The sequence below is a fragment of the Flavobacterium hungaricum genome, assembly GCF_015182285.1.
Classification (GTDB): Bacteria; Bacteroidota; Bacteroidia; order Flavobacteriales; family Flavobacteriaceae; genus Flavobacterium; species Flavobacterium hungaricum.
This window is the reverse complement of record NZ_PRDM01000002.1, coordinates 1165666-1192419: the sequence shown is the minus strand read 5'-3', so window position 1 is coordinate 1192419 and position 26754 is coordinate 1165666. Positions and strand designations below refer to the sequence as shown.

Here is a 26754-nt window from a genome sequence, read left to right as displayed (position 1 = left end):
TCCTAAATTAATAAATATATTCTTCTTTATTAGCCATCATTTCGTTGTAATCGTCTTTAGATCCTACGATAGTGTTATCGTATTCTCTCATACCAGTTCCCGCGGGAATTCTGTGTCCAACAATTACATTTTCTTTCAATCCTTCTAGATCATCTACTTTACCAGCTACAGCAGCTTCGTTAAGTACTTTCGTTGTCTCCTGGAATGAAGCCGCAGAAATGAATGATTTAGTTTGTAACGAAGCTCTTGTAATACCTTGTAATACTGGTGTTGCAGTTGCAGTAATTACGTCTCTTGCTACAACAAGATTTTTATCATTTCGTTTCAATAATGAATTTTCATCACGTAATTCACGAGGTGTAATAATCTGACCTGGTTTTAATACAGCAGAATCTCCAGCATCTTCAACTACTTTCATACCATATAATTTATCGTTTTGAACGATAAAGTCTTTAGTGTGAATTAATTGATCTTCTAAGAATAATGTATCTCCTGGATCTTGAACTCTTACTTTACGCATCATTTGACGAATAACTACCTCAAAGTGCTTGTCATTAATTTTTACCCCTTGTAAACGGTAAACCTCTTGAATTTCATTTACCAAGTACTGTTGAACAGCAGCCGGTCCTTGAATTCTCAAGATATCGTCTGGTGTAATAGCACCGTCAGACAATGGAACTCCCGCTCTTACGAAGTCATTTTCTTGTACTAAGATCTGGCTGGAAAGTTTAACTAAATACTTTTTAATCTCACCAAATTTAGATTCGATAACGATCTCACGGTTACCTCTTTTGATTTTACCGAAAGATACAACACCATCAATTTCAGATACAACTGCTGGGTTTGAAGGGTTACGAGCCTCAAGAAGCTCCGTAATTCTTGGTAAACCTCCCGTGATATCTCCTGCTTTAGAAGAACGACGTGGAATTTTTACTAATACTTTACCTGCTTTAATTTTCTCACCATTCTCAACCATAAGGTGTGCACCTACTGGTAAGTTGTATGAACGAATCAATTCTCCTTCTTTACCGTAAACCAATAAAGTTGGGATTAATTTTTTGTTTCTTGCCTCAGAAATCACTTTTTCCTGGAAACCAGTCTGCTCATCGATCTCAACCATGAACGATTGTCCTTGCTCTAAATCTTCGTAAGCAATCTTACCAGTAAACTCAGAAACAATTACACCGTTATATGGATCCCACTTACAGATTACAGTTCCTTTAGCAACAGTATCTCCGTCATTTACAAAAATACTAGATCCATAAGGAATGTTATGTGTATTTAAAACAATTCCAGTTTTCTCGTCAACCAATTTCAACTCAGTTGAACGTGAAACTACGATATCAACAGAGTTTCCTTCTCCGTCTTCTCCTTTAACTGTTTTTAAATCTTCAATTTCTAATCTACCGTTGAATCTTGTAACAATACTAGACTCTTCAGAGATACCTCCAGCAACCCCTCCAACGTGGAACGTACGAAGTGTCAACTGTGTACCTGGCTCACCAATAGACTGAGCTGCAATAACTCCGACAGCTTCACCTCTTTGTGTCATCTTACCAGTAGCTAAGTTTCTACCGTAACATTTAGCACAAATACCTTTTAAAGCTTCACAAGTTAATGGAGATCTAACCTCTACTTTTTCAATTGGAGAAGCTTCGATCGTTCTCATAATTGCTTCAGTAATCTGCTGTCCAGATTGAACCATTACTTCATTAGTAAGCGGATTAATTACATCTTGTAATGCAACACGTCCTAAAATTCTTTCTCCTAATGATTCAACGATTTCCTCATTTTTCTTCAATGCAGCTACTTCAACACCTCTTAAAGTTCCACAATCTTCGATGTTAACGATAACATCTTGAGAAACGTCATGAAGCCTTCTTGTTAAGTAACCAGCATCGGCCGTTTTAAGAGCCGTATCCGCAAGACCTTTACGAGCACCGTGAGTAGAAATGAAGTACTCAAGAATCGAAAGGCCTTCCTTAAAGTTAGAAAGAATCGGGTTTTCAATAATCTCACCACCACCGGCAGTAGATTTTTTAGGCTTAGCCATCAAACCACGCATACCTGTTAACTGACGAATCTGCTCCTTAGAACCCCTCGCCCCAGAGTCAAGCATCATATATACAGAGTTAAAACCTTGCTGGTCTTCTCTAATATTTTTCATTGCTAATTCTGTTAACTGAGCATTCGCAGAAGTCCATACGTCAATAACTTGGTTGTAACGCTCGTTATTGGTGATAAGACCCATGTTATAGTTGGTTGAGATACCTTCAACTTGCTCTCTGGCATCTGCAATCAATTTAGTTTTTTGTTCTGGAATTCTAATATCACCTAAAGAGAATGATAAACCTCCTCTAAATGCGAATTTATACCCCATATCTTTCATATTATCCAAGAAAGCTGCTGTAGTAGGTACATCAGTCACACTTAAAATGTGTCCGATAATATCTCTAAGGTTTTTCTTAGTCAATACGTCATTGATATATCCAGCTGCTTCTGGTACTACTTCGTTGAATAATACACGTCCTGCAGTTGTTTGGATAATTTTGTACACTAATTCTCCAGCGTCATTAAAATCTTTTGCTCTAATTTTCACACGAGCATTCAATTCTAGTCTTCCTTCGTTTAATGCAATATTTACTTCTTCAGCAGAATAGAAAGTCAAATCCTGACCTAAAATAATGTGATCTTCTGTAGAAATACGCTCTTTGGTCATATAGTAAAGACCCAAGACCATGTCCTGAGAAGGTACCGTAATTGGAGCACCATTTGCAGGGTTCAATATATTATGAGACGCAAGCATTAATAATTGTGCCTCTAAAATAGCCTCTGGTCCTAATGGTAAGTGAACTGCCATCTGGTCACCATCGAAATCGGCGTTGAATGCCGTACATACTAATGGGTGTAACTGAATCGCTTTTCCTTCAATTAATTTAGGTTGGAATGCTTGAATACCAAGTCTGTGCAAAGTAGGAGCACGGTTAAGTAATACTGGGTGTCCTTTAATTACGTTTTCAAGGATATCCCAAACTACCGGCTCTTTTTTGTCAATGATTTTCTTAGCAGATTTTACTGTTTTTACAATACCTCTTTCAATCAATTTACGGATAACGAAAGGTTTGTATAATTCAGAAGCCATATCTTTTGGCAATCCGCATTCGTATAATTTTAACTCAGGACCAACAACAATTACCGAACGAGCAGAATAATCCACACGTTTTCCAAGTAAGTTTTGACGGAAACGTCCTTGCTTACCTTTTAAGGAATCAGATAATGATTTTAATGGTCTGTTAGATTCTGTTTTAACAGCAGAAGCTTTACGAGTATTATCGAATAATGAATCTACAGATTCCTGTAACATACGTTTCTCATTTCTTAAGATAACTTCTGGAGCTTTAATCTCCATCAATCTTTTCAAACGGTTGTTACGGATGATTACACGACGATATAAATCGTTCAAATCTGAAGTTGCAAAACGACCTCCATCAAGCGGCACAAGTGGACGTAATTCTGGCGGGATAACTGGAACCACTTTCATGATCATCCATTCTGGACGATTTTCGCGGTTTAAGTTAGACTCACGGAATGACTCAACAACTTGTAATCTTTTTAAAGCTTCAGTTTTACGTTGTTTAGAAGTCTCATTATTAGCGCTGTGTCTTAATTCATAAGATAAAGCATCTAAGTCAATACGAGCCAATAAATCCATAATACACTCTGCTCCCATTTTGGCAACAAACTTATTAGGATCCATATCATCTAAATATTGGTTTTCTTGCGGAAGAGTATCTAAAATATTCAAATATTCCTCTTCAGTTAAGAAATCTAATCTTTGTAATGATTCTCCATCTGCATTTTTAGCAATACCAGCCTGGATTACTACGTATCTTTCGTAGTAAATGATCATATCTAATTTCTTAGATGGAAGACCAAGGATATAACCAATTTTATTTGGAAGAGAACGGAAGTACCAGATGTGAGCAATAGGCACAACAAGGTTGATGTGTCCTACTCTGTCACGACGTACTTTTTTCTCAGTAACTTCAACACCACAACGGTCACAGATGATACCTTTGTAACGAATTCTTTTATATTTACCACAAGCACACTCAAAATCCTTAACAGGTCCGAAGATTCTTTCGCAGAAAAGTCCGTCACGTTCTGGTTTGTGCGTTCTGTAGTTGATAGTTTCAGGCTTTAAAACCTCTCCTCTTGATTCTTTCAAGATAGATTCTGGTGAAGCCAATCCGATAGAGATTTTATTAAATCTTTTTACCTGATTTTTATCTTTATTATTGTTTCTATTATTCATCATAGTTTTTACTATTGATTTATTTGCAATTAAAAAATTGATTTTAGATTTATAATCTACTCTTTAAAAGAAAAGAGTTAATCATTCAGCTACTACCTCGAGTTACTTCTCTAAACTCCAAATCTAATTTGAAGTGCTAATTATATATGCATATAAAAAATCGGAACGGGTTACGGGTATAAATCTTTAAAAACTTATATAAATGAGTAATCAGTCCCATTAAAAAATGAGACCGATTACAAAACTTTTACTATTCTTCTAAACGAATATCAAGTCCAAGACCTTTCAATTCGTGCATCAATACATTAAATGATTCTGGTAAACCTGGTTCTGGCATAGACTCACCCTTAACGATAGCTTCGTAAGTTTTAGCTCTACCAATAACGTCGTCAGATTTAACTGTTAAGATTTCACGAAGTGTACTTGATGCTCCATAAGCTTCAAGTGCCCAAACCTCCATCTCTCCAAAACGCTGACCTCCAAATTGCGCTTTACCTCCTAATGGCTGCTGCGTAATTAATGAGTATGGCCCGATAGAACGTGCGTGCATCTTATCATCAACCATGTGTCCTAATTTAAGCATGTAAATTACACCCACAGTAGCTTTTTGTGCAAAACGCTCTCCAGTTCCACCATCATAAAGGTATGTATGTCCAAAACGTGGTACGTTAGCTTCATCAGTCAAAGCGTTGATCTCGTCTAGAGAAGCACCGTCAAAAATTGGAGTAGCAAATTTTCTACCCAAGTTCATACCAGCCCATCCAAGAACAGTCTCATAAATCTGACCAATGTTCATACGTGAAGGTACCCCAAGTGGATTCAATACGATATCTACTGGTGTTCCGTCTTCTAAGAAAGGCATATCTTCATGACGAACGATTCTAGCAACAATACCTTTGTTACCGTGACGTCCTGCCATTTTATCCCCTACTTTCAACTTACGTTTTTTAGCAATATAAATCTTCGCTAATTTCAAGATTCCAGATGGTAATTCATCCCCAACTGTAATAGTGAATTTTTCTCTTCTTAAAGATCCTTGTAAGTCGTTCAGCTTAATTTTATAGTTATGAATCAAATCATTAACCATTTTATTTGTAGCGTCATCAGCAACCCATTGACCTTTGCTTAAGTGAGCAAAATCTTCTACTGCGTAAAGCATTTTTTGAGTATATTTTTTACCTTTTGGTAAAACTTCTTCACCCAAATCATTCATTACACCCTGAGATGTTTTTCCGTTTACGATCAAGAATAATTTTTCAACCAATCTGTCTTTTAATTCAACAAATTTAGTTTCGAATTCCATTTCTAAAGCGCCTAAAGCATCTTTATCCTGAGTACGTTTACGTTTATCTTTTACGGCTCTTGCAAATAATTTTTTGTCAAGAACTACACCGTGTAAAGATGGAGAAGCTTTTAATGAAGCATCTTTTACATCACCTGCTTTATCCCCGAAGATTGCACGAAGCAATTTTTCTTCTGGAGTAGGATCTGATTCTCCTTTTGGTGTAATTTTTCCGATCAAAATGTCGCCAGGTTTAACCTCTGCTCCAATTCTAATCATACCGTTTTCATCTAAATCTTTAGTAGCTTCTTCAGAAACGTTAGGAATATCGTTTGTTAACTCTTCGTTTCCTAACTTAGTATCTCTAACCTCTAATGAATAATCATCAACGTGGATAGATGTAAAAATATCATCGCGAACTACTTTTTCAGAAATTACAATCGCATCCTCGAAGTTGTACCCTTTCCATGGCATGAACGCAACTTTTAAGTTTCTACCTAAAGCTAATTCACCATTTTGAGTAGCATATCCTTCTGACAATACTTGTCCAGGAATAACTCTGTCCCCTTTTCTTACGATTGGTTTCAGGTTGATACTTGTACCTTGATTGGTTTTTCTAAATTTAATTAAGTTGTATGTTTTCTCATCAGCATCAAAACTAACCATTCTCTCGTCTTCTGTACGATCGTATTTAATAGTAATGATATTTGCATCAACATATTCAACAGTTCCATGCCCTTCAGCATTGATTAATACTCTCGAATCTGAAGCTACCTGACGCTCTAAACCTGTACCAACAATCGGAGCTTCAGGACGGATCAACGGAACCGCCTGACGCATCATGTTAGATCCCATCAACGCACGGTTCGCATCATCATGCTCCAAGAAAGGAATCAATGAAGCCGAAATTGAAGCGATCTGGTTCGGTGCAACGTCTGTATAATGAACTACATTTGGCTCAACAACTGGGAAGTCACCCTCCTCACGAGCAATAACATTGCTAGCTGTAATTTTACCACTTTCATCCATTTCAATGTTTGCCTGAGCAATCATTTTACCTTCTTCTTCTTCAGCACTTAAGTAAATTGGAGTACTTTCTAAATCAACTACACCATTAGTTACTTTACGGTATGGAGTTTCAATGAATCCCATTCCGTTTACCTTTGCATAAACACCAAGAGATGAAATCAAACCAATGTTTGGTCCCTCCGGAGTTTCAATCGGACATAAACGACCATAGTGTGTGTAGTGAACGTCACGAACCTCGAAACCAGCTCTTTCTCTCGAAAGTCCACCTGGTCCAAGTGCAGAAAGTCTTCTTTTGTGTGTAATCTCAGCTAATGGATTCGTTTGATCCATAAATTGAGACAACTGGTTAGTACCAAAGAAAGAGTTGATAACCGAAGATAATGTTTTAGCATTAATCAAATCGATTGGTGTAAACACCTCGTTATCTCTAACGTTCATTCTCTCACGAATAGTTCTAGCCATACGTGCTAAACCAACACCGAATTGTTGAGACAATTGTTCACCAACTGTTCTAACACGACGGTTTGATAAGTGATCAATATCATCAATCTCTGCTTTAGAGTTGATCAATTCGATCAAATATTTTACAATAGTAATGATATCCTCTTTAGTAAGCACTTGCTTATCCATTGGGATATCTAAATTTAATTTTTTGTTCATTCTGTAACGACCTACCTCACCTAAGTTGTAACGTTGGTCAGAGAAGAACAATTTATCTATAATACCACGAGCAGTTTCCTCATCAGGCGGTTCAGCGTTACGCAACTGACGGTAAATGTGCTCTACAGCTTCTTTTTCAGAGTTTGTTGGATCTTTTTGTAATGTATTGTGGATAATAGCATAATCTGCTTGATTATTATCCTCTTTGTGTAACAAAATAGATTTAACGTTAGAATCAATGATCTCTTCAACATTATCTTTATCGATAATAGTATCACGATCAAGGATGATTTCGTTACGTTCGATAGAAACTACCTCTCCAGTATCTTCATCAACGAAATCCTCATGCCATGTATTCAATACACGTGCAGCAAGTCTTCTTCCAATATATTTTTTGATACCTGTTTTAGAAACTTTAATTTCTTCTGCTAAGTCGAAAATCTCAAGGATATCTTTATCTCTTTCGAATCCAATAGCACGGAATAAAGTTGTAACAGGTAATTTTTTCTTTCTATCGATATAAGCGTACATAACACTGTTGATATCTGTAGAAAATTCTATCCAAGATCCTTTAAAAGGAATTACTCTGGCAGAATAAAGTTTAGTTCCGTTTGCGTGGAATGATTGTCCAAAGAAAACCCCAGGAGAACGGTGTAATTGAGATACTACTACACGCTCAGCACCATTGATAACAAAAGTACCGCTTGGAGTCATATAAGGAATTGTACCAAGATAAACATCTTGTACAATAGTTTCAAAATCTTCGTGTTCCGGATCTGTACAATATAGTTTCAACCTAGCTTTTAAAGGTACACTATAGGTAAGACCTCTCTCTATACATTCTTGAATTGTATAACGCGGCGGATCTACAAAATAATCAAGGAATTCCAATACAAAGTTATTTCTTGTATCTGTAATTGGGAAGTTTTCCATGAAGGTATTGTACAATCCTTCGTTGCCTCTCTCGTCTGATTTAGTTTCTAATTGAAAAAAATCTTTAAAGGATTTAACCTGAACATCTAGAAAATCCGGATAGTCAGGAATATTTTTTGTAGAGGCAAAATTCAATCTTTCAGTCTGATTTGTTATCATCAATGAACAAAATTTTGATTAAAAAAAAGTAGATTTTTGTGTAAAAACACATTGTTTAATTTATACTTTCTTTTTAAAATCAATACATCTTTAAAAATAAACGAAAATTCTAAGTTTAATTTTTTTTCTTCGTATTGATCAAAAACTCTATGTATTTTAAACTATTTGCTAATAAAATTTTATATATTTTATTATACGAAAAATGGTTTAGGCCATTGAGCTTATGACTCAAGACCTAAACCTAGTTTTAAAACTGAGTTAAATTATTTAAGCTCAACTACAGCTCCAGCTTCTTCTAATGATTTTTTAAGACCTTCAGCCTCTTCTTTAGAAACACCTTCTTTTACGTTTGATGGAGCACCGTCAACTACATCTTTAGCTTCTTTAAGACCTAAACCTGTAAGTTCTTTTACTAATTTCACAACTGCTAATTTAGAAGCACCAGCTTCTTTCAATACAACTGTAAATTCAGTTTGTGCTTCTTCAGCAGCACCTTCTCCACCACCAGCAGCAACTACTACAGCTGCAGCAGCAGGCTCGATACCATACTCATCTTTTAATATTGTTGCTAATTCGTTAACTTCTTTAACTGTTAAGTTAACTAATTGTTCTGCGAATTGTTTCAAATCTGCCATTTTCTCTATCGTTTAAAATGATTTGTAAAAAATATAATTTAATTATTGTGCGCTAATTAAGCTACAAGGAAATAAGCTCCCTTGTTTTGATTATTATGCTTCAGTTTCTTCTTCGCTTCCAGCGAATTTGTTTTGTAAAGCAGAAATAATTCTTTGAGCTGGAGATTGTAATAATCCAATAATTTCTCCAAGTAACTCTTCTTTTGATTTGATAGTTGCTAATGCATCTAATTGGTTATCTCCAATATATACTTCAGAATTGATGTATGCTCCTTTTAAAACTGGTTTATCAGATTTCTTACGGAAATCTTTGATAATTTTTCCAGGTGCGTTAGCAACATCAGAAATGAAAATAGCACTGTTACCAGTTAAAACTGTAGGTAAATCACCATAATCATTAGCAGAAGCTTCCATTGCTTTTGCAAGCAAAGTGTTCTTTACAACTTCTAATTTGATACCTGCTTTAAAACAAGCTCTACGTAAGTTTGAAGTTGTTTCTGCGTTTAAACCAGAAATATCAGATACATAAATGATATTTGTACCAGCTAACTGCGCAGTTAAATTTTCAATCGCGATTGATTTTTCTTCTCTAGTCATACTAAAAATTTTTAACTACCAATTATACTGCCTTTGGGTCTAATGCAATAGCAGGACTCATAGTGCTTGTAAGGTGAATACCTTTGATGTATGTACCTTTAGCAGCAGTTGGTTTAAGTTTTATTAATGTTTGAATAATTTCGTGTGCGTTGTCAACAATTTGCTCAGCTCCAAAAGAAACTTTACCAATTCCTGCGTGAACGATACCAGTTTTATCAACTTTAAAGTCAATTTTACCAGCTTTAACCTCTTGAACAGCTTTTGCAACATCCATAGTTACAGTACCTGTTTTAGGGTTTGGCATTAAACCTCTTGGTCCTAAAATACGACCTAATGGACCTAATTTACCCATAACAGCAGGCATAGTGATGATTACATCAACATCTGTCCAACCGTCTTTAATTTTTTGTAAGTAATCGTCAAGACCAACGTGATCTGCTCCAGCTTCTCTAGCTTCCGCTTCTTTGTCTGGAGTAACCAATGCTAATACTTTAACGTCTTTACCAGTTCCGTGAGGTAATGTAACTACACCTCTAACCATTTGATTCGCTTTTCTTGGATCTACACCCAAACGAACTGCGATATCAACAGACTCATCAAATTTTGCAGAAGCAACAACTTTCAATAATGCCGCAGCATCTTTTAGAGAGTATAATTTGTTCTTTTCAATTTTTGAAGCAGCCTCTTTTTGCTTTTTTGTTAATTTTGCCATGTCTTTTTCTTAATTAAAAAGGAGCATCTCCTGATACAGTTATACCCATAGATCTAGCTGTTCCAGCGACCATACTCATTGCTTTTTCGATTGTAAAAGCATTTAAGTCTGGCATTTTGTCTTCAGCAATAGTTCTAATTTGTTCCCAAGTAACACTAGCTACTTTTTTACGATTAGGCTCACCAGAACCAGATTTTAGCTTTGCAGCTTCCATTAACTGAACCGCTGCTGGAGGAGTCTTAACAACAAAATCGAATGATTTGTCTTTGTACACAGTGATTTGCACTGGACAAATTTTGCCAGGTTTATCCTGAGTTCTAGCATTAAACTGCTTACAGAACTCCATGATGTTTACCCCAGCAGCTCCTAAAGCAGGTCCAACCGGTGGCGACGGATTCGCAGCACCTCCCTTAACTTGTAGTTTAACTACCTTACTAATTTCTTTAGCCATTTTTAAAAAATTTAACACTGTAATCAATGGAAGCGATTACAATGGTTATTATATATGTAACAAAAAATTATACTTTTTCAACTTGCATAAAACTTAATTCTAATGGTGTTTTTCTTCCGAAAATCTTAACCATTACTTCAAGTTTACGCTTTTCTTCATTGATTTTTTCAACCGATCCATTAAAGCCGTTAAAAGGTCCATCAATAACTTTGACAGTTTCTCCAACAGTAAATGGAATAGAACGAGTATCTGTACTAACAGTAAGCTCATCGACCTTACCTAGCATACGATTAACCTCTGAAAGCCTCAAAGGAACAGGCTCTCCACCTTTAGTTTCTCCTAAAAAACCAATAACACTTGTAATTGACTTAATAATATGAGGAATCTCTCCAACCAGGTTCGCTTCAATCATTACATATCCAGGAAAGTAAACTTTATCCTTAGACAATTTTTTCCCTTCTTTTACAGTTACTACTTTTTCAGTTGGAACTAAAACTTGAGAAACATAATCTTCCATACCCAGCCTAGCTATTTCAGTCTCGATATAAGCTTTCACTTTATTCTCTTGACCACTAACAGCTCTAACTACATACCATTTTTTCACATTATTATCTGCCATCACAAAAAAATTACGCTTTTAACCAGTTAAAAAATCCAGCCAAAGCTTTAGCAAATAATTCGTCAACTCCCCAAGTTGCTAAGGCAAACAGAACAGAAAATACAGCTACAACAATTGTTAATTTCTGAACTTCAGCCCAAGCTGGCCAAGTAACATTCGACTTTAACTCTTCGAAGGCCTCTGATAAATAATTAGTAACTTTTGTCATTTGATCTATTTTTTATTGCACGGGCGGAGGGATTCGAACCCCCATCAACGGTTTTGGAGACCGCTATTCTACCCTTGAACTACGCCCGTAATTAAAAGCCAGTGATATCAGTTAAGAAAATCAACTGGCTTTTTATAATTTTTATAGGATTATCCTATGATTTCAGTCACCTGACCTGCACCTACAGTTCTACCACCTTCACGGATAGCAAAACGTAAACCTACGCTCATTGCGATTGGGCTTAATAAAGCAACATTGATAGTCAAGTTATCTCCTGGCATTACCATCTCTACTCCTTCTGGTAAAGTAATAACTCCTGTTACGTCAGTTGTACGTACGTAGAACTGTGGACGGTAGTTATTGTGGAATGGAGTATGACGTCCACCTTCTTCTTTTTTCAAGATATAAACCTCAGCTTTGAAAGTAGCGTGTGGTTTTACTGATCCTGGCTTAATGATAACCATTCCTCTTTTGATAGATTCTTTATCAATACCTCTTAACAATAAACCTACGTTATCTCCAGCTTCACCTCTATCAAGGATTTTACGGAACATCTCAACTCCTGTAATAGTAGAAGTTAATTTATCAGCTCCCATACCAATGATTTCAACAGCATCACCTGTATTAGCAATACCAGTTTCGATACGACCTGTAGCAACAGTTCCACGACCTGTAATTGTAAATACGTCTTCAACCGGCATCAAGAATGGTTTTGCTACGTCACGCACTGGCTCTTCGATCCAAGCATCAACAGCATCCATTAATTCAATGATTTTTGGTACCCAAGCAGGATCATTATTCAATCCTCCTAAAGCAGAACCTTGAACTACAGGACCATTATCTCCATCATATTCGTAGAAAGATAATAAATCTCTAATTTCCATTTCAACAAGCTCTAACAACTCAGCATCATCAACCATATCCACTTTGTTCATGAAAACAACGATTCTTGGAATACCAACCTGACGACCTAAAAGGATGTGCTCACGAGTTTGTGGCATTGGACCATCTGTAGCAGCAACTACTAAGATAGCTCCGTCCATTTGAGCAGCACCAGTAACCATGTTCTTTACGTAATCCGCGTGACCTGGACAGTCAACGTGAGCGTAGTGACGGTTAGCAGTTTCGTACTCTACGTGTGATGTATTAATAGTAATACCTCTTTCTTTCTCCTCTGGAGCGTTATCGATTTGATCAAACGATTTTGCTTGACAGTAACCAGCATCAGACAATACTTTTGTAATTGCTGCAGTTAATGTAGTTTTTCCGTGATCCACGTGTCCAATTGTACCTATGTTTAAGTGCGGTTTGGAACGATTAAAATTCTCCTTTGCCATTTTACTTAATTTTTAATCTTAGTTATATATTAATTTTCAATTTCCTACTTACTTGAGCCAACTACGGGATTTGAACCCGTGACCTCTTCCTTACCAAGGAAGCACTCTACCCCTGAGCTAAGTCGGCAGAGAGTTCTGATTTCAGATTCTTGAATTTAGATCTCAGATTTTAAATCCAAAACCTACAATCCAAAATCTCAACTTCTTTTTTTTTGTGGGGAGAGCAGGATTCGAACCTGCGAAGTTCACACAGCAGATTTACAGTCTGCCCTCGTTGGCCGCTTGAGTATCTCCCCTTTAATAATTCACGACTATAAATTCCAGACTTTAGACAAAACCCAAAACCTTAAAATTTAAACACAAATTATTGTATTTCAATATTTTAAAAGAACACATTTCAAATCGTATTTGAAACTTTTCTGGAGCCGATAGAGGGACTCGAACCCACGACCTGCTGATTACAAATCAGCTGCTCTAGCCAGCTGAGCTACATCGGCGAATACATTAAAAAAGTCCGCTATTTCTAACGGACTGCAAATGTAGGTATTTTATCTTTTAATCAAAACATTTTTCGAAAAAAATTTCAATTAAATATGTGCTCTTATTTTTTCTTTCCTTTTTACAAGTAAACGTTCTAAAGATTCCGCCGAAAGCTCAACCGCCTCCTCAAAAGTTTTACACTGTTTCTTTACTAAAAAATCGTCACCAGGAACATTAATCTTTATCTCCACCATCTTATTCTCCTTATCACTCGTTCTTTCAACTTTTAAAAAAACATCAGACGACACTACACGATCATAGTATTTTTCTAATTTACCCATTCTTTCTTGAATAAAATCGACCAATTTTCTGTCAACAGTAAAGTTAACCGCATGAACATCTACCTTCATAATACAAATTTTAAGATTTAACATTTTCGAATTATTACTTATTTCTAGGATGCGCACCTTTATATACTTTTTTTAGTTCCGCCAAACTATTATGAGTATAAACCTGTGTCGATGCCAAACTCGAATGCCCTAACAATTCTTTAACCGAATTCAAATCTGCCCCATTATTTAAAAGATGAGTAGCAAAAGTATGCCGTAACACATGCGGGCTTTTTTTCACCTTTTCTGAGACCCTACTAAAGTATGAATTTATTAATCGATAAACAAAAGATTCGCTTAATTTTAACCCTTTTTTGGAAAGAAAAAAATAATCAGAATCCACCACCTCATTCAACGCTTCTCTCTCCTTTAAATAAGAACCAAGCTGATCTGCAACAATGGGCAAAACAGGAATTATACGCTCTTTATTCCTTTTACCCAAAACTTTTACCACTCCAGAATAAACATCAACATTCTTAACCATCAATCCTATCAATTCCGCTCGACGCATTCCTGTCATATAAAACATCTCAACAATAAGCTTATCACGAACCTCTTCAAAACCCAAAGGAGAATCTATCTGAACCAGCAAATCTTTTAACTCTTTTTCAGAAAAAGGGATTTGAACTATTTTAGGCGTCTTCAAAGATTTATGCTTCAACATCGGATTAACTTCAATCTGCTTCGTTTTTAAAAGAAATTTATAAAAAGCTTTCAAAGACGCCATCTTCCTATTTATAGAAACATTCAATACATTTCGATCAACCAAATCAACAATCCAACTCCTTATCTGACTATAACCTGCCTGTTCAATACCTTCTTGTTCGAAATTAGATTTACAAAAATCCTCAAAAGACAAAATATCACCCATATAAGCCTCAGCCGTATGAAGCGAGTATTTCTTTTCAAGCAGAAGATAATCACTAAAAGCCTCTTTATTTGTTTTCATATTTTAAAAATTAAGAACAAAAAAAACCGTTAGCATCAAAATTAAAACATTTTGATCACTAACGGTAATTATTTTAAAAAAGTCGTTTACTAACTTTCTAAACTATCTTTCAAGCCTTGAATGTAAGCCGCTTTTTGAATTTGAGCTCTTTTGATAACAGAAGGCTTAATAAAAGCAGTACGTGCTCTTAATTGACGAACAGTTCCTGTTTTATCAAATTTTCTTTTATAGCGCTTTAATGCTCTATCGATATTTTCTCCGTCTTTAATTGGTATAATTAACATAATATAGACACCTCCTCTCGTTAAGGCTGCAAATGTATATATTAATTATGAATTAGAAACTATAAATTTGTTTTTTTTTAGAAAAAAGAAAAGACAAATAGATTTATGACAGCTATTATTTATTCCTTGTTATTATTCTTTCAATAAATTTCTAGAAATAACCAGCTTTTGTATTTCGGTAGTACCTTCACCAATAGTACACAATTTAGCATCACGATAAAATTTTTCTACTGGATAATCTTTTGTAAAACCGTATCCTCCATGAATCTGAACAGCATCATTTGCGATTTTAACACAAGCTTCAGAAGCATACATTTTTGCCATAGCCCCGCTCAAAGTCACTGGTTTATGCTGCTCTTTTAAGAATGCCGCTTTATGTAACAATAGTTCAGAAGCCTCAATTTCAGTAGCCATATCCGATAATTTGAAGGCAATAGCTTGAAAATTACTTATAGACTGACCAAACTGATGTCTTTCTTTAGAATATTTTAGCGCTGCATTATAAGCACCTTTAGCTACACCTAACGACATTGCACCAATTGATATACGCCCGCCGTCTAGTATTTTCATAGCTTGAATAAATCCTTGCCCCACTTCTCCTAACCTATTAGCATCCGGCACTCGACAATTATCAAAAACTAATTCGGCTGTTTCGCTGGCACGCATTCCTAATTTATTTTCTTTTTTTCCTGATGTAAATCCAGGCATTCCTTTTTCAAAAACAAATGCAGTCATCCCTTTAGAATCTCCTTTTTCGCCTGTTCGAACAATCACGACGGCTATATCTCCAGAAATTGCATGTGTTATAAAGTTTTTTGCACCATTTACAATCCAGTGATCTCCATCTTTAACAGCAGTAGTATTCATACCTCCAGCATCAGATCCTGTATTGTGCTCCGTTAATCCCCAAGCTCCAATATGCTCTGCAATGGCAAGTTTAGGAAGCCATTTTTTCTTTTGTTCTTCATTCCCAAAAGTCAAAATATGATTCGTACATAAAGAATTATGCGCTGCAACTGACAATCCAATTGAAGGATCTACTTTTGAAATTTCTTCAATTACTGTAATATATTCATGATAACCTAATCCAGAACCGCCATATTCTTCTGGTACTAAAACCCCCATATATCCCATCTCTCCAAGTTGTTTAAATAGAGAAGTAGGGAAAATTTGGTTTTCATCCCAGTCCATTATATAAGGTCTGATATTTTTTTCAGCAAAATCTTTAATAGATTCTGCAATCATCAACTGCGTTTCATTATATTCAAAATTCATATGCTATTTTTATAACTTCAAATATAAACTAATTATTCTTGCTTTTTCAACAGGAAAACCTTTAATTTTTATTAATTCTTCAATATTAGCGAAATTTCCTTCCATACTTCGCGTAGTAACAATTTGTTTTGCTAATCCGTAATTAAAATACGGAAACTGACTGAGCTCTTTTAAAGAGGCTTCATTAACATTAATTTTTTTAATGTTATCATTTGGAATTACCTTAAAATGGTTATTCAACTCTGTAATAACTTCTGGAGAAAGTCCCCACACATCATTTAATTGTTCCATAGACACAAAGCAGCCCAAAACTTCTTTTTGCTTTAATATTCGTTTCGAAAGTCCCTCTCCAATTCCGTATATTTTTATTAAATCTTCTTGACTTGCTTCATTAAGATTCAAAATTGTAATTTTTTCTACTTTAGAAGTACTACTATAATTTCGTTTCTCTTTCTCTTGATTAAATTTATCATTTTTAACCCAATCGGGAAATTTAAACAAGGGCGCGATAACTGCTAATAAAGAATCCGAAATTTTAGTTACTTTTTGAAACTCTTCAGCAGAATTAATAAATTTATTTTCTTTCCTAAAAGCCAAGAGACGATCAATTTCTACGGTTGACATCCCAAGTTTATACCCTTTATAATCTGTTATATAATTGGGATTAAACAAATAAACTTTTTTTACTTCTTTATTTTTATCTAATTTCATAATATCAATTTCTGCCTGCAAAGCCATCCACTTTGTTTCTTCTGGATTATTGTGCGGCGGTATTTTGAAATCCGAAAAAAAATAAAAAAACTGCAGTAAAACGATAATTACAAAAAGAACTAAAATTCCTGTTTGCTGTTGCTTTGTAAATAAAAAGTAACGTTTTATTTGTTTAAAATTCATTATCAAAAAATAAAATTTTTATTGAATACTTACTATCTATTAAAATCGATAAATTTATTAAGAATTTTATTAAAAATACTTGCTTAATTACAAATTATCTATTCCATTACAAAAGCCCAATTAATTTAATGAAATTCAGCACTTGAAGAAAAATTCCTGAGAGTCTTACATTTTTTTTTAATCTTTTATAACTTAAAAAGAAATATTTGTTTTTATTTTTTACAAAAAACAATACATTTGGAGCTTAATAACAATAAACCAATATTTATAGTATGTCAATAATGAGAGTTAAACCAATATCTGCTTTTGAAGCAGATATGAAAAAAAGTGATTTAAAGAGGGTTTTAGGAAAATGGAGCCTTACTGCGATTGGAGTAGGTGCCATTATTGGTGGAGGAATCTTTGTACTTACCGGAACTGGAGCTTATTATCACGCTGGTCCAGCATTAGCAATTTCTTTTATTATCGCAGGTATTGCCTGTGTATTTGCTGCTCTTTGTTATTCTGAATTTGCATCAATTCTGCCTGTTGAAGGATCTGCTTACGCATATGCTTACGGTACAATTGGGGAAATTTTTGCCTGGATAATTGGCTGGGGACTTATTCTCGAATATGCTATGGGATCTATGACCGTCGCCGTTTCTTGGTCTGGTTATTTTAATAAATTACTCAAAATATTTGGCATTCATCTTCCTGACTGGCTTACAACAGATCCTGCAAGTTACACAGGAGAAGGTTTTTCTATGAATCTTCCTGCTTTCCTTATTGTAATTTTAGTTATTTCATTACTAATAAGAGGAACGAAAAGTGCCGCAAAAGCTAATAATGCTATCGTAATCCTTAAAGTTTCTGCTGTAATTTTCGTAATTGTTGCGGGTCTGTTTTTTATCAAAACTTCAAATTGGTATCCATTTATTCCAGATGCAACTCAAATTATTGAAAAAGAGACTACACATAATGCTTACGGAATAAGCGGTATCATCTCTGGGGCAGCAGCTATTTTCTTTGCCTATGTAGGTTTTGACGCTGTTTCTACTCAAGCTGGAGAAGCAATCAATCCTAAAAAAGATGTTCCTTTTGCTATTATTGCGTCATTACTAATTTGTACAACTTTATATATTCTTGTTTCATTAGTATTAACGGGAATGATGAATTATCAAGATTTTAATCCTCTAGGAAAATATCCTGAAGCAATTAAAGCGCCAGTTGCTTATGCCTTTGATATTGCAGGACAAGGATGGGCTGGTTCTATTATTACTGTAGCTGCCACTATTGGTTTAGTTTCTGTATTAATGGTAATGATTATGGGTCAATCTAGAATTTTCTTAGGAATGTCTAAAGATGGATTAATTCCTCCTGTTTTCTCTAAAGTAAATCCTGTTTCGGGAACTCCAAAAACGAACCTAATGATTTTGGGCGGAATTATTGCAACAGTAGCAGCTTTTACACCAATTAACAAATTAGCTGATATGACAAGTTTTGGAACTTTGTTTGCTTTTACAATGGTTTGTATCGCTGTCTGGATCTTAAGAGTTAAACAACCTGGATTAAACAGAACCTTTAAAGTTCCTGCATTACCTGTTATTGCTGTATTAGGAATTGCAATTAACACTTACCTTATTATTAATTTAAGTATAGATGCTCAATTATTATCTTTAGGCTGGCTTGCAATTGGTATTCTTGTATATTTTGGATACAGCAAGAAAAGATCTCGACTTAATAATGACAGAATTGAAGAATAAATTTTCATAGAAAAGCTCCAAATTAAATTTGGAGCTTTTTTTATAAATCAAACACAGAGGTTCTTTTTGATCTTATTAAATCTTTAAGTCTTATCCAAAATGCTAATGTTAGATATACCCCAAAACCCAATCCTGCGGTTACAAACGAAATGTAAATAAAAAACAATCGTACACTTGTGACCCGCATACCAAGTTTATCTGCCAATCTAGAAGATACATGAAAGCCGTATTTTTCAAAAAAGAACTTTAATCTTAAAATTGCCGACATCATTTAATTTTTAAAGGGTTTAAAGCAAAAGTACAAAATCTAAAACAAAATTTATCCCTTAAGCAGATTCATTCCAACGGCACATTTTAAACAGCCTTTTTTATTACAATATTCATTCTTAAGCTCTAAAAGAGACTGCGATTCAAAAGCATTTTCTGATGAAATGCCAAAAGATTCAAACTTATCTAAAATGGCATTTTTTTCTGAAGTAACTCCCATCATAAATGAAATCAGATTTTCTGAAATAGACTCACCAATGGTATTCGCATAAGTAAATTGAATTGGAATTATAGTATTGATAATTATCAAATCTAAAAAAGATTTGGACAAAAACTTTGACTTAAAAGAACTCTCTTTATCAAATTGATAGTGGGTCTGCCAATAAAGACCAGCCGAAACTTTAATCGTTTCATAAACTTTTTGAGCGGAATTCAAATGAATTATCTTAGAAAACAAATGCTGTTCTGTATGATATAAATTTGCAAGCTGCGAAAGTCTAATCGTCGGGAAATTATCTGGCCGATGCTTGAAGAATTCAACATTATCAACATATGCTTTTGAAATCTTATACTTGTCAACCAAATAAAAGTAGCGAATTTTTAAATCGATACAGTAGACATCTTGATAGTCTTTTTCTAATAATCCAGCAGTACCTAATAATAATGCTTCTAAATTTCCCAGCTCAAAACTTTCTTTTCTTATAATCGAAAAAGGAATTGCTTTAGCGATCTGTAAAAACGAATTTCCATTTGTATTTAAACCAAAATTCTTCGCCAATAAACAAAAAAGAACTGCTTCCCAATCATTCTCAAGTTCTAAAAGCAATTCTTTTACAAATTGAGATTTTCGCTCCAATCGTTCAAAAAACAATCTTTCCTGCCAGTTTTTAAAAGTAAAATTGTCTATTTGAGAAAGTTCTTTTTCGCAAAAAATCCAAGTCTTTGCAACCAGTAAAGAATTGTAAGAGGAAATAATGTCTTTTGATACATAATTTTTTAAAACTAAAACAGGAATTTCAGTGTTATTCCTCCTAAAAATGGTTGAATCATTTTCCCAAACCACATGCAGAATTACATTTTCATAAGCTTTATCCTTTTCATGAAAATGATTGTACCAATCAGATGCTTTTGTATGAATTTCAACATTTCCAGCCCATTTTTGATTCCCAATTATCAGCTGTGCATTAAAAAAATCCGGCCCCGAAAGTTCTAAATAATCTCCAGATCTTATAATGGTAATTGGCTCGTTCTGAGTTGTTCGTAAATTTGTTGTGTCAAATTTTTTAAATCTCCAGAGATAATGAATAAAATCTTCTCTCATTGTATTAGGCTTTTGAATTTTAAAAAATAAAAATACAAAATAAATTAAATAAAATCTTACAAATAAAATATTTTATAGACCTTAATTCTTAAAATAAAAACTAAAACAAATTTGATAATAAAGCATAAAAAAAGCCATAAATGAACTTTTATAAAACAATTATGGCTTTTTAAGAGTTAATATGGTCTTTATTTTATCGACCCAATGATATCGTATTTTGTAATAATATGATGATGTCCATTTTGTAAATCAACCAAAACAGCATCGTTTTCTTTTGTAAAAAGTTTCGAAACTTCTTCAATCGGCGTACCCAATTTCACAATTGGAAAAGGTTTTCCCATCACCTCTTTAATTGGTTTTTCGGCAACATTTTTATCAGCAACATAACTTCTGAATAAATCTGTTTCGTCAACAGAACCTACAAAACCATTAATATCAACTACCGGAATTTGAGAGATTTTATATTTTCTCATTCTTTCAATAGCATGTGAAACCAATTCTTCAGTTCTAACAACAATTAATTCTTTATCAATATGGTCTTTTATAACGTCTTCAGCTTTTGTTACATTTTCTTCTAGAAAACCACGCTCACGCATCCAATCGTCATTAAACATTTTTCCGACATAACGACTTCCCGAATCGTGAAAAAGAACCACAACAACATCATCTGGTTTAAAATGTTCTTTTAACTGCAGCAAACCTTTGATACATGCTCCGGCAGAGTTACCAACAAAAATTGCCTCTTCCAAAGCTATTTTTCTAGTATATACTGCAGCGTCTTTATCCGTCACTTTAGTAAATCCATCGATAAGAGAAAAATCAACATTTTTTGGTAAAATATCTTCTCCTATTCCTTCTGTTATATAAGAGTAAATTTCGTTTTCATCAAAAATACCAGTTTCATGATATTTTTTAAAAACAGAACCATAAGTATCAATTCCCCAAATTTTGATATTTGGGTTTTTCTCTTTCAGATATTTTCCAACTCCCGAAATGGTTCCTCCTGTTCCCACTCCAACGACAAAATGTGTAATTTTCCCTTCTGTTTGTTTCCAAATTTCTGGACCAGTTTGTTCATAATGAGCCAATGAATTCGACAAATTATCGTATTGATTAACGTACCATGAATTGGGAGTTTCTTCTGCCAAACGCTTTGAAACCGAATAATAAGATCTTGGATCCGTCGGCTCAACATCAGTCGGGCAAACTACAACCTTCGCACCAACTGCGCGAAGAATATCCATTTTTTCTTTAGACTGCTTATCTGAGATTACACATATTAATTTGTATCCTTTAATAATAGCCACCAGAGCCAATCCCATTCCCGTGTTACCAGAAGTACCCTCGATAATTGTTCCTCCAGGTTTTAATCTGCCGTCAGCTTCTGCGTCCTCAATCATTTTTACGGCCATTCTGTCTTTTACAGAATTCCCTGGATTAAAAGTTTCGACTTTTGCCAATACTAAAGCATCGATTTCTGCAACAATTTTATTGAGCTTCACCAAAGGTGTATTCCCAATTGTCTCTAAAATATTTTTTGAAAAGTCCATTTTTATTTAAATTTTGAATTTGGTCTAAAAGTCATAATCGGTTTTATTGGAAGAAATTCCAAACCAAACCAAATCGAATCACAAAATCACGATACGGATTATTAGGATCTGAATAATAATTACTCTGCGAAAAAGCAGCATTAAAATGTTCTGCTTTCAAATAAAATCTCGTCTGGCGAATTCTAGCATTTACAAAAAAATCAAAAGTTGCAAAATCTCCAATTTTCTTATCGGTCTGCACAAAAAATTCTGAGACTACAGGATTATAGCTGTCTCCGTAATATTTGGTAAAATAATTAAAAGTAAATCCAGTTTGAATATACAACGCTTTCTTAAAAAAGTAGGTTGAATAATACAATGTATTCCTAGTAACAAAATCTGGAACATTTAATATCAAATCTGACTGATCTACTTTTTGATACAGGAAAGTGTTGTCTAATGCAAATTTGCCAAATTTAAATTCCTTGTTTGCTTTTATTTCTAAATAATTAATTGCATTGCCATATTGTGCAGGCTCTATAATCTGAATCAAACTATCTTTCTGTGTAGCTGTTGTTTTATCTCTAAAGTATAGATGATCTTTTAAAACAGAATAGTGCGCTTGCAGATTAACCCATGGTGTCAATACTTCGGCACTTAAGGAATTAATTTTTTCGTTTTTGAAATTGTTTGCCCAGTTATACGCCACCCAGCTGCTTTGATACAAATTATAATTGTTATTAGGCAGTTTGTTAATGTTTCGGTATCTAAAATCAAACTTAATTTTGTCATTCAAATTATATCTTAATTTTGCATCAAGATCTGAAAGCGATTGATTTGTAATTGATCTTGAATAGAAAAAACGTCCGTTCCATTTATTTTTTTGATATTCGTATTGAGCTCCAAAATTATTAATCTGTAAATACAAATGATTTGGAATAATACTATCAGGAGCAAATACAATTATACGATTGTATTCATAATTTGACCTGTAATCATCAATAAAAAAGTTAAACTTCCCTAAGAGTGTGTTTTCGTAGGTGAGACCAACTCTATTATAGAGTTTCTCAAATCTAGTCTGATCATTAATATTACTTGTCAAGTAAGAATCTCCAAAACGCTGTACTTGCAAAGTATTCGTCGCAGTTTTAATTGAAGATGTTACGGTAGGCTGTTTGTACTCATAAAATTTATTTTCGTAATTCAATTGATGAGTTACGTATAAATTATTAGAAGCATTTCTTGGATTTATTCTAAAAGCATGATCAAAAAACAAACGTCTACCCTTTAAAAAAGACTCTGCATCAGTCAAAAAGACCTGTAATCTCTGGCGGTTTTTATAATCTTTATTATCACTTTCAAAATCCGAAGTCGTTGTGATACCTCCATTCTCCTCATTCAAAATATCTTGGTAAGTATAATGCGCATTTATTGCGTATCTTCTATCTGTGGTAGCATAGCTCGTTGTAAATCTAAAATTTCCAGCACTTACTAATTGATTGATGTAATCACCCTCAGACCTTAAACCTTTATAAGCAATTGAAAAATTAAGATTTTTTGAAACATTCAATGTAAGAAACGAATCTACATTTTGTCCTTTATTAATAGTAGTATTAAAAAATAATTCTGTTAATGGAGTTGCAGCTGAATAATAACGAATCTCATCAGCCTCCATATAATTAAAATGTTTTCCTTTAAAACCAATTTCAGGATAAGGCGAAAAACTAGTCAAACTATATTGAAGTGTATTATAAGTCTGTCCTATATTAGAAAATGGCAATAGTCCGAAAGTATCTTTCCTAAGATGATTTTGTTTGTAAGCACTTTTTAGGGTTAACGATGTATCTACATAAGTAGTATCGTGTTCTAGCGTAATAATTTGATACTGATCGATTGTTGCAATTTTTGCTTTTTTCTTTTTTACTGTATCTGTTATACTAGAATATTTTGTATTCATATCTAAATTATTCTTAGAAGCGTTTTTTTCTTGCGAAAACAATAAAGTTGGAACAACTAAAAGATATAGAAAAATGAATATTCTCATTTGATGGCTTTATATATAATTATTTCGATAAAATTTGTAGAGCAAAGGTAAAAGATAATCGCATATAAATAAAAAAGTATCTGTAAGTATTAACTTTTTTTTCAATAGCAATTATTAAACTGCTACAAAAACTCAAGAAGGAAACTTGACTGACTGCCAGCTTTTATTTTTTAATCTTCTAACTTTCTTGTTTATTATACTTCATCTAAACATTTTTCGAAATAATTTATTATCTAACAGTGCAAAAAAATATAAGCCTAAAAATAAAATCTACATACTTTATAGTTCCTTAATTATATTTGCAATTCAAAAATAACAATACAATGCTTTTATCCAATTTTTCAGGTTTTGTTTTAGAATCAGGAACCGATGAGGCTGGACGAGGATGTCTCGCAGGCCCTGTTACTGCAGCTGCGGTAATTCTTCCTCATGACTTTACGCATGCACTACTTAACGACAGTAAACAATTATCTGAGAAAACTAGATTTCTTCTGAAACCAATTATCGAAGAGCAAGCTTTAACCCACTCCGTTACACATCTATACCCAGATGAAATCGACGAAATAAACATTCTAAACGCTTCCATGAAAGGAATGCAGGAGTGCATTTTAAAATTAAGTCATACACCAGAATTCATTATTGTAGACGGAAATAGATCATTAAACTCGAAACTAGGATTAAAAAGCAACTGCGGAAAACAATTTTCTTTGGAAGAAATAGAACTCTTAAAATCGATTCCGCACCAAAGTATTATAAAAGGCGATTCTAAATTTTTAAGCATTGCCGCGGCATCCGTTTTAGCAAAGACCTATCGTGATGAATATATGGATATGATTCATGAAGAATTTCCGATGTACAATTGGAAAAAAAACAAAGGCTATCCAACAATAGAACATCGCGAAGCCATAAAAAAATACGGTACTACAAAGTACCACCGAATGAGTTTTAGATTGCTGCCGGAACAACTAAAACTTGATTTTTTGGATTTGTAATTATTTTAATTACAAATTGTATTTTAAATAAAAAAAGCCCTCAATTTAAAATTGAGGGCTTTGCTTTATAATAGAATACTAATTATTCCCAACCATCGTTTTGAGCAACATTTGGATTAGTATTTCTTTCTACTTGAGGTATTGGCCATAACATTCTACGATCAGTATTAGGGATCGCAGCAACAGCTAATGTACCAGTATAAGGAGTACCTAAAGTATAATCTGCAGCTGCAGGAACACCATTTGCAACTTTAGCAGGAACACCGTTAATAGGAGCTAAATCATCCCCTTGTAATCTTTGGATATCAGACCATCTACGTCCTTCTGCAAGAAATTCGATTCTTCTTTCAGCAATAATAGCCTGCACCATTTGAGCATTAGTCGTAAATGATGTAGATGTATAAGACTGAGTCGCTGGAGTAGCCAAAGATCTATCTCTAACTGAATTCAATAACGTTAAAGCACCTGACAAATTAGATAAACGAGCCTGAGCTTCTGCCATGTTTAGAAGTACTTCTGCATATCTGATAACTGGAGCAGCATCTGAATTATTCGTTACATCTGTATATTTGTTTGAATATTTAGCACCTGAGCTAGGTGTATTAATCATAACACCTTCTTGTCTTCTCTTATCATCTGCCAACCAAAATTGATTTCTCCAGATAATTGGACTAATTGCAATCAAGACTCTTTGCTTATACATACTTGGTAATGCACCATTTGTTGTTGGATTAGCAGTAGCAGAATGCTGAATTGAGAAAATAGACTCCGTATTATTTAAATTAGAAGCAAAAACAAAAGGACCATTTGGAGCAGCTGTTAAGCTATAGCGTCCAGTTAATTTAGTTCCCTCTGCAATAACGTTTGCCCAGTCTCTTTGGTGAAGATATACTCTAGTTTTAAAAGCAATTGCTGCAGATTTTGTAGCCTTAGCGATTACTCTACCTCCAGTTACACCGTTTGAAGTTATCAAAGCTTCAGCATCTGTTAAATCAGCTAAAATTTTAGTGTAGCATTCAGCAACTGTATTTCTTGGTTTTGCTGTTTCAGATTCAATTTCGGCAGCAGTATTAACACCAACTTCTCTGTATGGAAGTCCAGGGTGAGTAGCACCAGGAGTAAAATTGTAAGGTCTAGCGAAATAGTTTAATAATTCAAAATGAGTAATAGCTCTTAAAAACTTAGCTTGACCAATATAATCATCAGCAACAGCCTGAGTAATAATTCCTTTTGCAACAGCTCCATTAACACCTTCAATCATAAGATTACATCTGTTGATTAATCTATAACCATCAATCCAGTAGTAAACATTATTTGCAGTATTAGCATCGTAACTACCTTCGTAAGTGATCTGAAAAAATGCTTGTGTATTAACAACATCTTCTCCTCTACAATCACCTTGCTCAACGAAAGCTGCTCCCCAAATATAACCTCTACCACCGTTTGCGCTAGTTGAGTTATATTGACCAATTGCAGCTGCATTATATACTCCATTCATAGATGAAGCAATTAATGAAGGCGTTGAAAATGCAGCACTTTCAGATATGTTATTAATTGGTTCTAAATCCAATATTTTTTCTTCTGTACATGAACCCATCCCGAGTACCACTGCAGAAAGCAAAATTGTTTTTATTATATTTTTCATATGTCT

The 26754-nt window shown here is 34.2% G+C and carries 21 protein-coding genes and 4 tRNA genes; 2 read left to right on the top strand and 23 right to left on the bottom strand.

The genetic code is table 11. From position 1 onward, the window contains the following. Positions 1 to 7 precede the first annotated feature (7 nt). From rpoC to C4F50_RS12935, 18 genes are all read right to left on the bottom strand, one after another. A complete protein-coding gene (gene rpoC, locus C4F50_RS13020; protein ID WP_194139079.1) occupies positions 8 to 4318 on the bottom strand; it encodes a DNA-directed RNA polymerase subunit beta' in 4311 nt (1436 codons plus the stop codon). Between the two features lie 247 nt (positions 4319 to 4565). Then, positions 4566 to 8378, bottom strand: coding sequence for a DNA-directed RNA polymerase subunit beta (gene rpoB / locus C4F50_RS13015; protein WP_194139078.1), 3813 nt, complete (start codon positions 8376 to 8378; stop codon positions 4566 to 4568). Between the two features lie 263 nt (positions 8379 to 8641). Further along, positions 8642 to 9013: a 50S ribosomal protein L7/L12 gene (rplL, locus tag C4F50_RS13010; protein ID WP_007807437.1), complete on the bottom strand. Its 372-nt coding sequence runs from the start codon at positions 9011 to 9013 to the stop codon at positions 8642 to 8644. 93 nt (positions 9014 to 9106) lie between these two features. Then, positions 9107 to 9610, bottom strand: a complete 504-nt coding sequence (gene rplJ / locus C4F50_RS13005; protein ID WP_194139077.1) for a 50S ribosomal protein L10 — start codon at positions 9608 to 9610, stop codon at positions 9107 to 9109. Positions 9611 to 9632: 22 nt separating this feature from the next. Then, positions 9633 to 10322, bottom strand: coding sequence for a 50S ribosomal protein L1 (gene rplA, locus C4F50_RS13000; RefSeq protein ID WP_012024013.1), 690 nt, complete (start codon positions 10320 to 10322; stop codon positions 9633 to 9635). 13 nt (positions 10323 to 10335) lie between these two features. Then, the gene (rplK, locus tag C4F50_RS12995; protein ID WP_008466923.1) at positions 10336 to 10773 is read right to left on the bottom strand and encodes a 50S ribosomal protein L11; all 438 of its coding nucleotides are present in this window, start codon (positions 10771 to 10773) and stop codon (positions 10336 to 10338) included. A 67-nt stretch (positions 10774 to 10840) separates the two neighbouring features. Further along, positions 10841 to 11392: a transcription termination/antitermination protein NusG gene (gene nusG / locus C4F50_RS12990; protein ID WP_194139076.1), complete on the bottom strand. Its 552-nt coding sequence runs from the start codon at positions 11390 to 11392 to the stop codon at positions 10841 to 10843. 10 nt (positions 11393 to 11402) lie between these two features. After that, on the bottom strand, positions 11403 to 11600 hold the full coding sequence (secE, locus tag C4F50_RS12985) for a preprotein translocase subunit SecE (RefSeq protein WP_194139075.1): 198 nt from the start codon (positions 11598 to 11600) through the stop codon (positions 11403 to 11405). Positions 11601 to 11618: 18 nt separating this feature from the next. Beyond that, positions 11619 to 11689, bottom strand: a tRNA-Trp gene (locus C4F50_RS12980). Positions 11690 to 11749: 60 nt separating this feature from the next. Further along, entirely contained in the window at positions 11750 to 12937 is a 1188-nt protein-coding gene (tuf, locus tag C4F50_RS12975; RefSeq protein WP_194139074.1) for an elongation factor Tu, read from the bottom strand. Positions 12938 to 12992: 55 nt separating this feature from the next. Then, positions 12993 to 13064, bottom strand: a tRNA-Thr gene (locus C4F50_RS12970). Positions 13065 to 13152: 88 nt separating this feature from the next. Then, positions 13153 to 13233, bottom strand: a tRNA-Tyr gene (locus C4F50_RS12965). Between the two features lie 124 nt (positions 13234 to 13357). Continuing rightward, a tRNA-Thr gene (locus C4F50_RS12960) sits at positions 13358 to 13434 on the bottom strand. Positions 13435 to 13524: 90 nt separating this feature from the next. Beyond that, positions 13525 to 13827 carry a ribosome hibernation-promoting factor, HPF/YfiA family gene (gene hpf, locus C4F50_RS12955; protein WP_125722466.1) on the bottom strand — a complete coding sequence of 101 codons (303 nt, stop codon included), beginning with the start codon at positions 13825 to 13827 and terminating at the stop codon, positions 13525 to 13527. A 34-nt stretch (positions 13828 to 13861) separates the two neighbouring features. Further along, complete coding sequence (locus tag C4F50_RS12950; protein ID WP_194139073.1) at positions 13862 to 14755, bottom strand: tyrosine-type recombinase/integrase; 894 nt, start codon at positions 14753 to 14755, stop codon at positions 13862 to 13864. A gap of 89 nt (positions 14756 to 14844) precedes the next feature. Continuing rightward, the gene (rpsU, locus tag C4F50_RS12945; protein ID WP_026730435.1) at positions 14845 to 15039 is read right to left on the bottom strand and encodes a 30S ribosomal protein S21; all 195 of its coding nucleotides are present in this window, start codon (positions 15037 to 15039) and stop codon (positions 14845 to 14847) included. Between the two features lie 132 nt (positions 15040 to 15171). Beyond that, positions 15172 to 16314 carry an acyl-CoA dehydrogenase family protein gene (locus tag C4F50_RS12940; RefSeq protein WP_194139072.1) on the bottom strand — a complete coding sequence of 381 codons (1143 nt, stop codon included), beginning with the start codon at positions 16312 to 16314 and terminating at the stop codon, positions 15172 to 15174. Positions 16315 to 16323: 9 nt separating this feature from the next. Continuing rightward, positions 16324 to 17025 carry a ComEA family DNA-binding protein gene (locus tag C4F50_RS12935; protein WP_348537003.1) on the bottom strand — a complete coding sequence of 234 codons (702 nt, stop codon included), beginning with the start codon at positions 17023 to 17025 and terminating at the stop codon, positions 16324 to 16326. A 455-nt stretch (positions 17026 to 17480) separates the two neighbouring features. Here C4F50_RS12935 and C4F50_RS12930 point away from each other — a divergent pair, with 455 nt between their 5' ends. Beyond that, complete coding sequence (locus C4F50_RS12930; protein WP_194139070.1) at positions 17481 to 18950, top strand: APC family permease; 1470 nt, start codon at positions 17481 to 17483, stop codon at positions 18948 to 18950. Positions 18951 to 18990: 40 nt separating this feature from the next. Here the strand turns inward: C4F50_RS12930 and C4F50_RS25640 are convergent, their stop codons facing one another. The 4 genes from C4F50_RS25640 to C4F50_RS12915 form a co-directional block, all read right to left on the bottom strand. After that, a complete protein-coding gene (locus tag C4F50_RS25640; RefSeq protein WP_223710042.1) occupies positions 18991 to 19218 on the bottom strand; it encodes a PspC domain-containing protein in 228 nt (75 codons plus the stop codon). A gap of 51 nt (positions 19219 to 19269) precedes the next feature. After that, positions 19270 to 20538, bottom strand: coding sequence for a DUF2851 family protein (locus C4F50_RS12925; RefSeq protein WP_194139069.1), 1269 nt, complete (start codon positions 20536 to 20538; stop codon positions 19270 to 19272). Between the two features lie 188 nt (positions 20539 to 20726). Next, on the bottom strand, positions 20727 to 22088 hold the full coding sequence (locus tag C4F50_RS12920) for a pyridoxal-phosphate dependent enzyme (RefSeq protein ID WP_194139068.1): 1362 nt from the start codon (positions 22086 to 22088) through the stop codon (positions 20727 to 20729). Positions 22089 to 22131: 43 nt separating this feature from the next. Beyond that, entirely contained in the window at positions 22132 to 24111 is a 1980-nt protein-coding gene (locus tag C4F50_RS12915; RefSeq protein WP_194139067.1) for a putative porin, read from the bottom strand. Between the two features lie 323 nt (positions 24112 to 24434). Between C4F50_RS12915 and rnhB the strand changes: the two genes are divergently transcribed. Then, complete coding sequence (gene rnhB, locus C4F50_RS12910; RefSeq protein ID WP_194139066.1) at positions 24435 to 25103, top strand: ribonuclease HII; 669 nt, start codon at positions 24435 to 24437, stop codon at positions 25101 to 25103. An 82-nt stretch (positions 25104 to 25185) separates the two neighbouring features. Here the strand turns inward: rnhB and C4F50_RS12905 are convergent, their stop codons facing one another. After that, positions 25186 to 26748: a RagB/SusD family nutrient uptake outer membrane protein gene (locus C4F50_RS12905; RefSeq protein WP_194139065.1), complete on the bottom strand. Its 1563-nt coding sequence runs from the start codon at positions 26746 to 26748 to the stop codon at positions 25186 to 25188. Positions 26749 to 26754: the final 6 nt, after the last annotated feature.

Coding starts and splice junctions, on each gene's coding strand:
- C4F50_RS12915 (WP_194139067.1), bottom strand. CDS start 24,111: ATGAGAATATTCATTTTTCTATATCTTTTAGTTGTTCCAACTTTATTG.
- rnhB (WP_194139066.1), top strand. CDS start 24,435: ATGCTTTTATCCAATTTTTCAGGTTTTGTTTTAGAATCAGGAACCGAT.
- C4F50_RS25640 (WP_223710042.1), bottom strand. CDS start 19,218: ATGTCGGCAATTTTAAGATTAAAGTTCTTTTTTGAAAAATACGGCTTT.
- nusG (WP_194139076.1), bottom strand. CDS start 11,392: ATGGCAGATAATAATGTGAAAAAATGGTATGTAGTTAGAGCTGTTAGT.
- C4F50_RS12950 (WP_194139073.1), bottom strand. CDS start 14,755: ATGAAAACAAATAAAGAGGCTTTTAGTGATTATCTTCTGCTTGAAAAG.
- rplK (WP_008466923.1), bottom strand. CDS start 10,773: ATGGCTAAAGAAATTAGTAAGGTAGTTAAACTACAAGTTAAGGGAGGT.
- C4F50_RS12930 (WP_194139070.1), top strand. CDS start 17,481: ATGTCAATAATGAGAGTTAAACCAATATCTGCTTTTGAAGCAGATATG.
- C4F50_RS12935 (WP_348537003.1), bottom strand. CDS start 17,025: ATGAAATTAGATAAAAATAAAGAAGTAAAAAAAGTTTATTTGTTTAAT.
- secE (WP_194139075.1), bottom strand. CDS start 11,600: ATGACAAAAGTTACTAATTATTTATCAGAGGCCTTCGAAGAGTTAAAG.
- rplA (WP_012024013.1), bottom strand. CDS start 10,322: ATGGCAAAATTAACAAAAAAGCAAAAAGAGGCTGCTTCAAAAATTGAA.
- C4F50_RS12925 (WP_194139069.1), bottom strand. CDS start 20,538: ATGAGAGAAGATTTTATTCATTATCTCTGGAGATTTAAAAAATTTGAC.
- rpoB (WP_194139078.1), bottom strand. CDS start 8,378: ATGATAACAAATCAGACTGAAAGATTGAATTTTGCCTCTACAAAAAAT.
- hpf (WP_125722466.1), bottom strand. CDS start 13,827: ATGAAGGTAGATGTTCATGCGGTTAACTTTACTGTTGACAGAAAATTG.
- C4F50_RS12920 (WP_194139068.1), bottom strand. CDS start 22,088: ATGGACTTTTCAAAAAATATTTTAGAGACAATTGGGAATACACCTTTG.
- tuf (WP_194139074.1), bottom strand. CDS start 12,937: ATGGCAAAGGAGAATTTTAATCGTTCCAAACCGCACTTAAACATAGGT.
- rpsU (WP_026730435.1), bottom strand. CDS start 15,039: ATGTTAATTATACCAATTAAAGACGGAGAAAATATCGATAGAGCATTA.
- C4F50_RS12940 (WP_194139072.1), bottom strand. CDS start 16,314: ATGAATTTTGAATATAATGAAACGCAGTTGATGATTGCAGAATCTATT.
- rpoC (WP_194139079.1), bottom strand. CDS start 4,318: ATGATGAATAATAGAAACAATAATAAAGATAAAAATCAGGTAAAAAGA.
- rplL (WP_007807437.1), bottom strand. CDS start 9,013: ATGGCAGATTTGAAACAATTCGCAGAACAATTAGTTAACTTAACAGTT.
- C4F50_RS12905 (WP_194139065.1), bottom strand. CDS start 26,748: ATGAAAAATATAATAAAAACAATTTTGCTTTCTGCAGTGGTACTCGGG.
- rplJ (WP_194139077.1), bottom strand. CDS start 9,610: ATGACTAGAGAAGAAAAATCAATCGCGATTGAAAATTTAACTGCGCAG.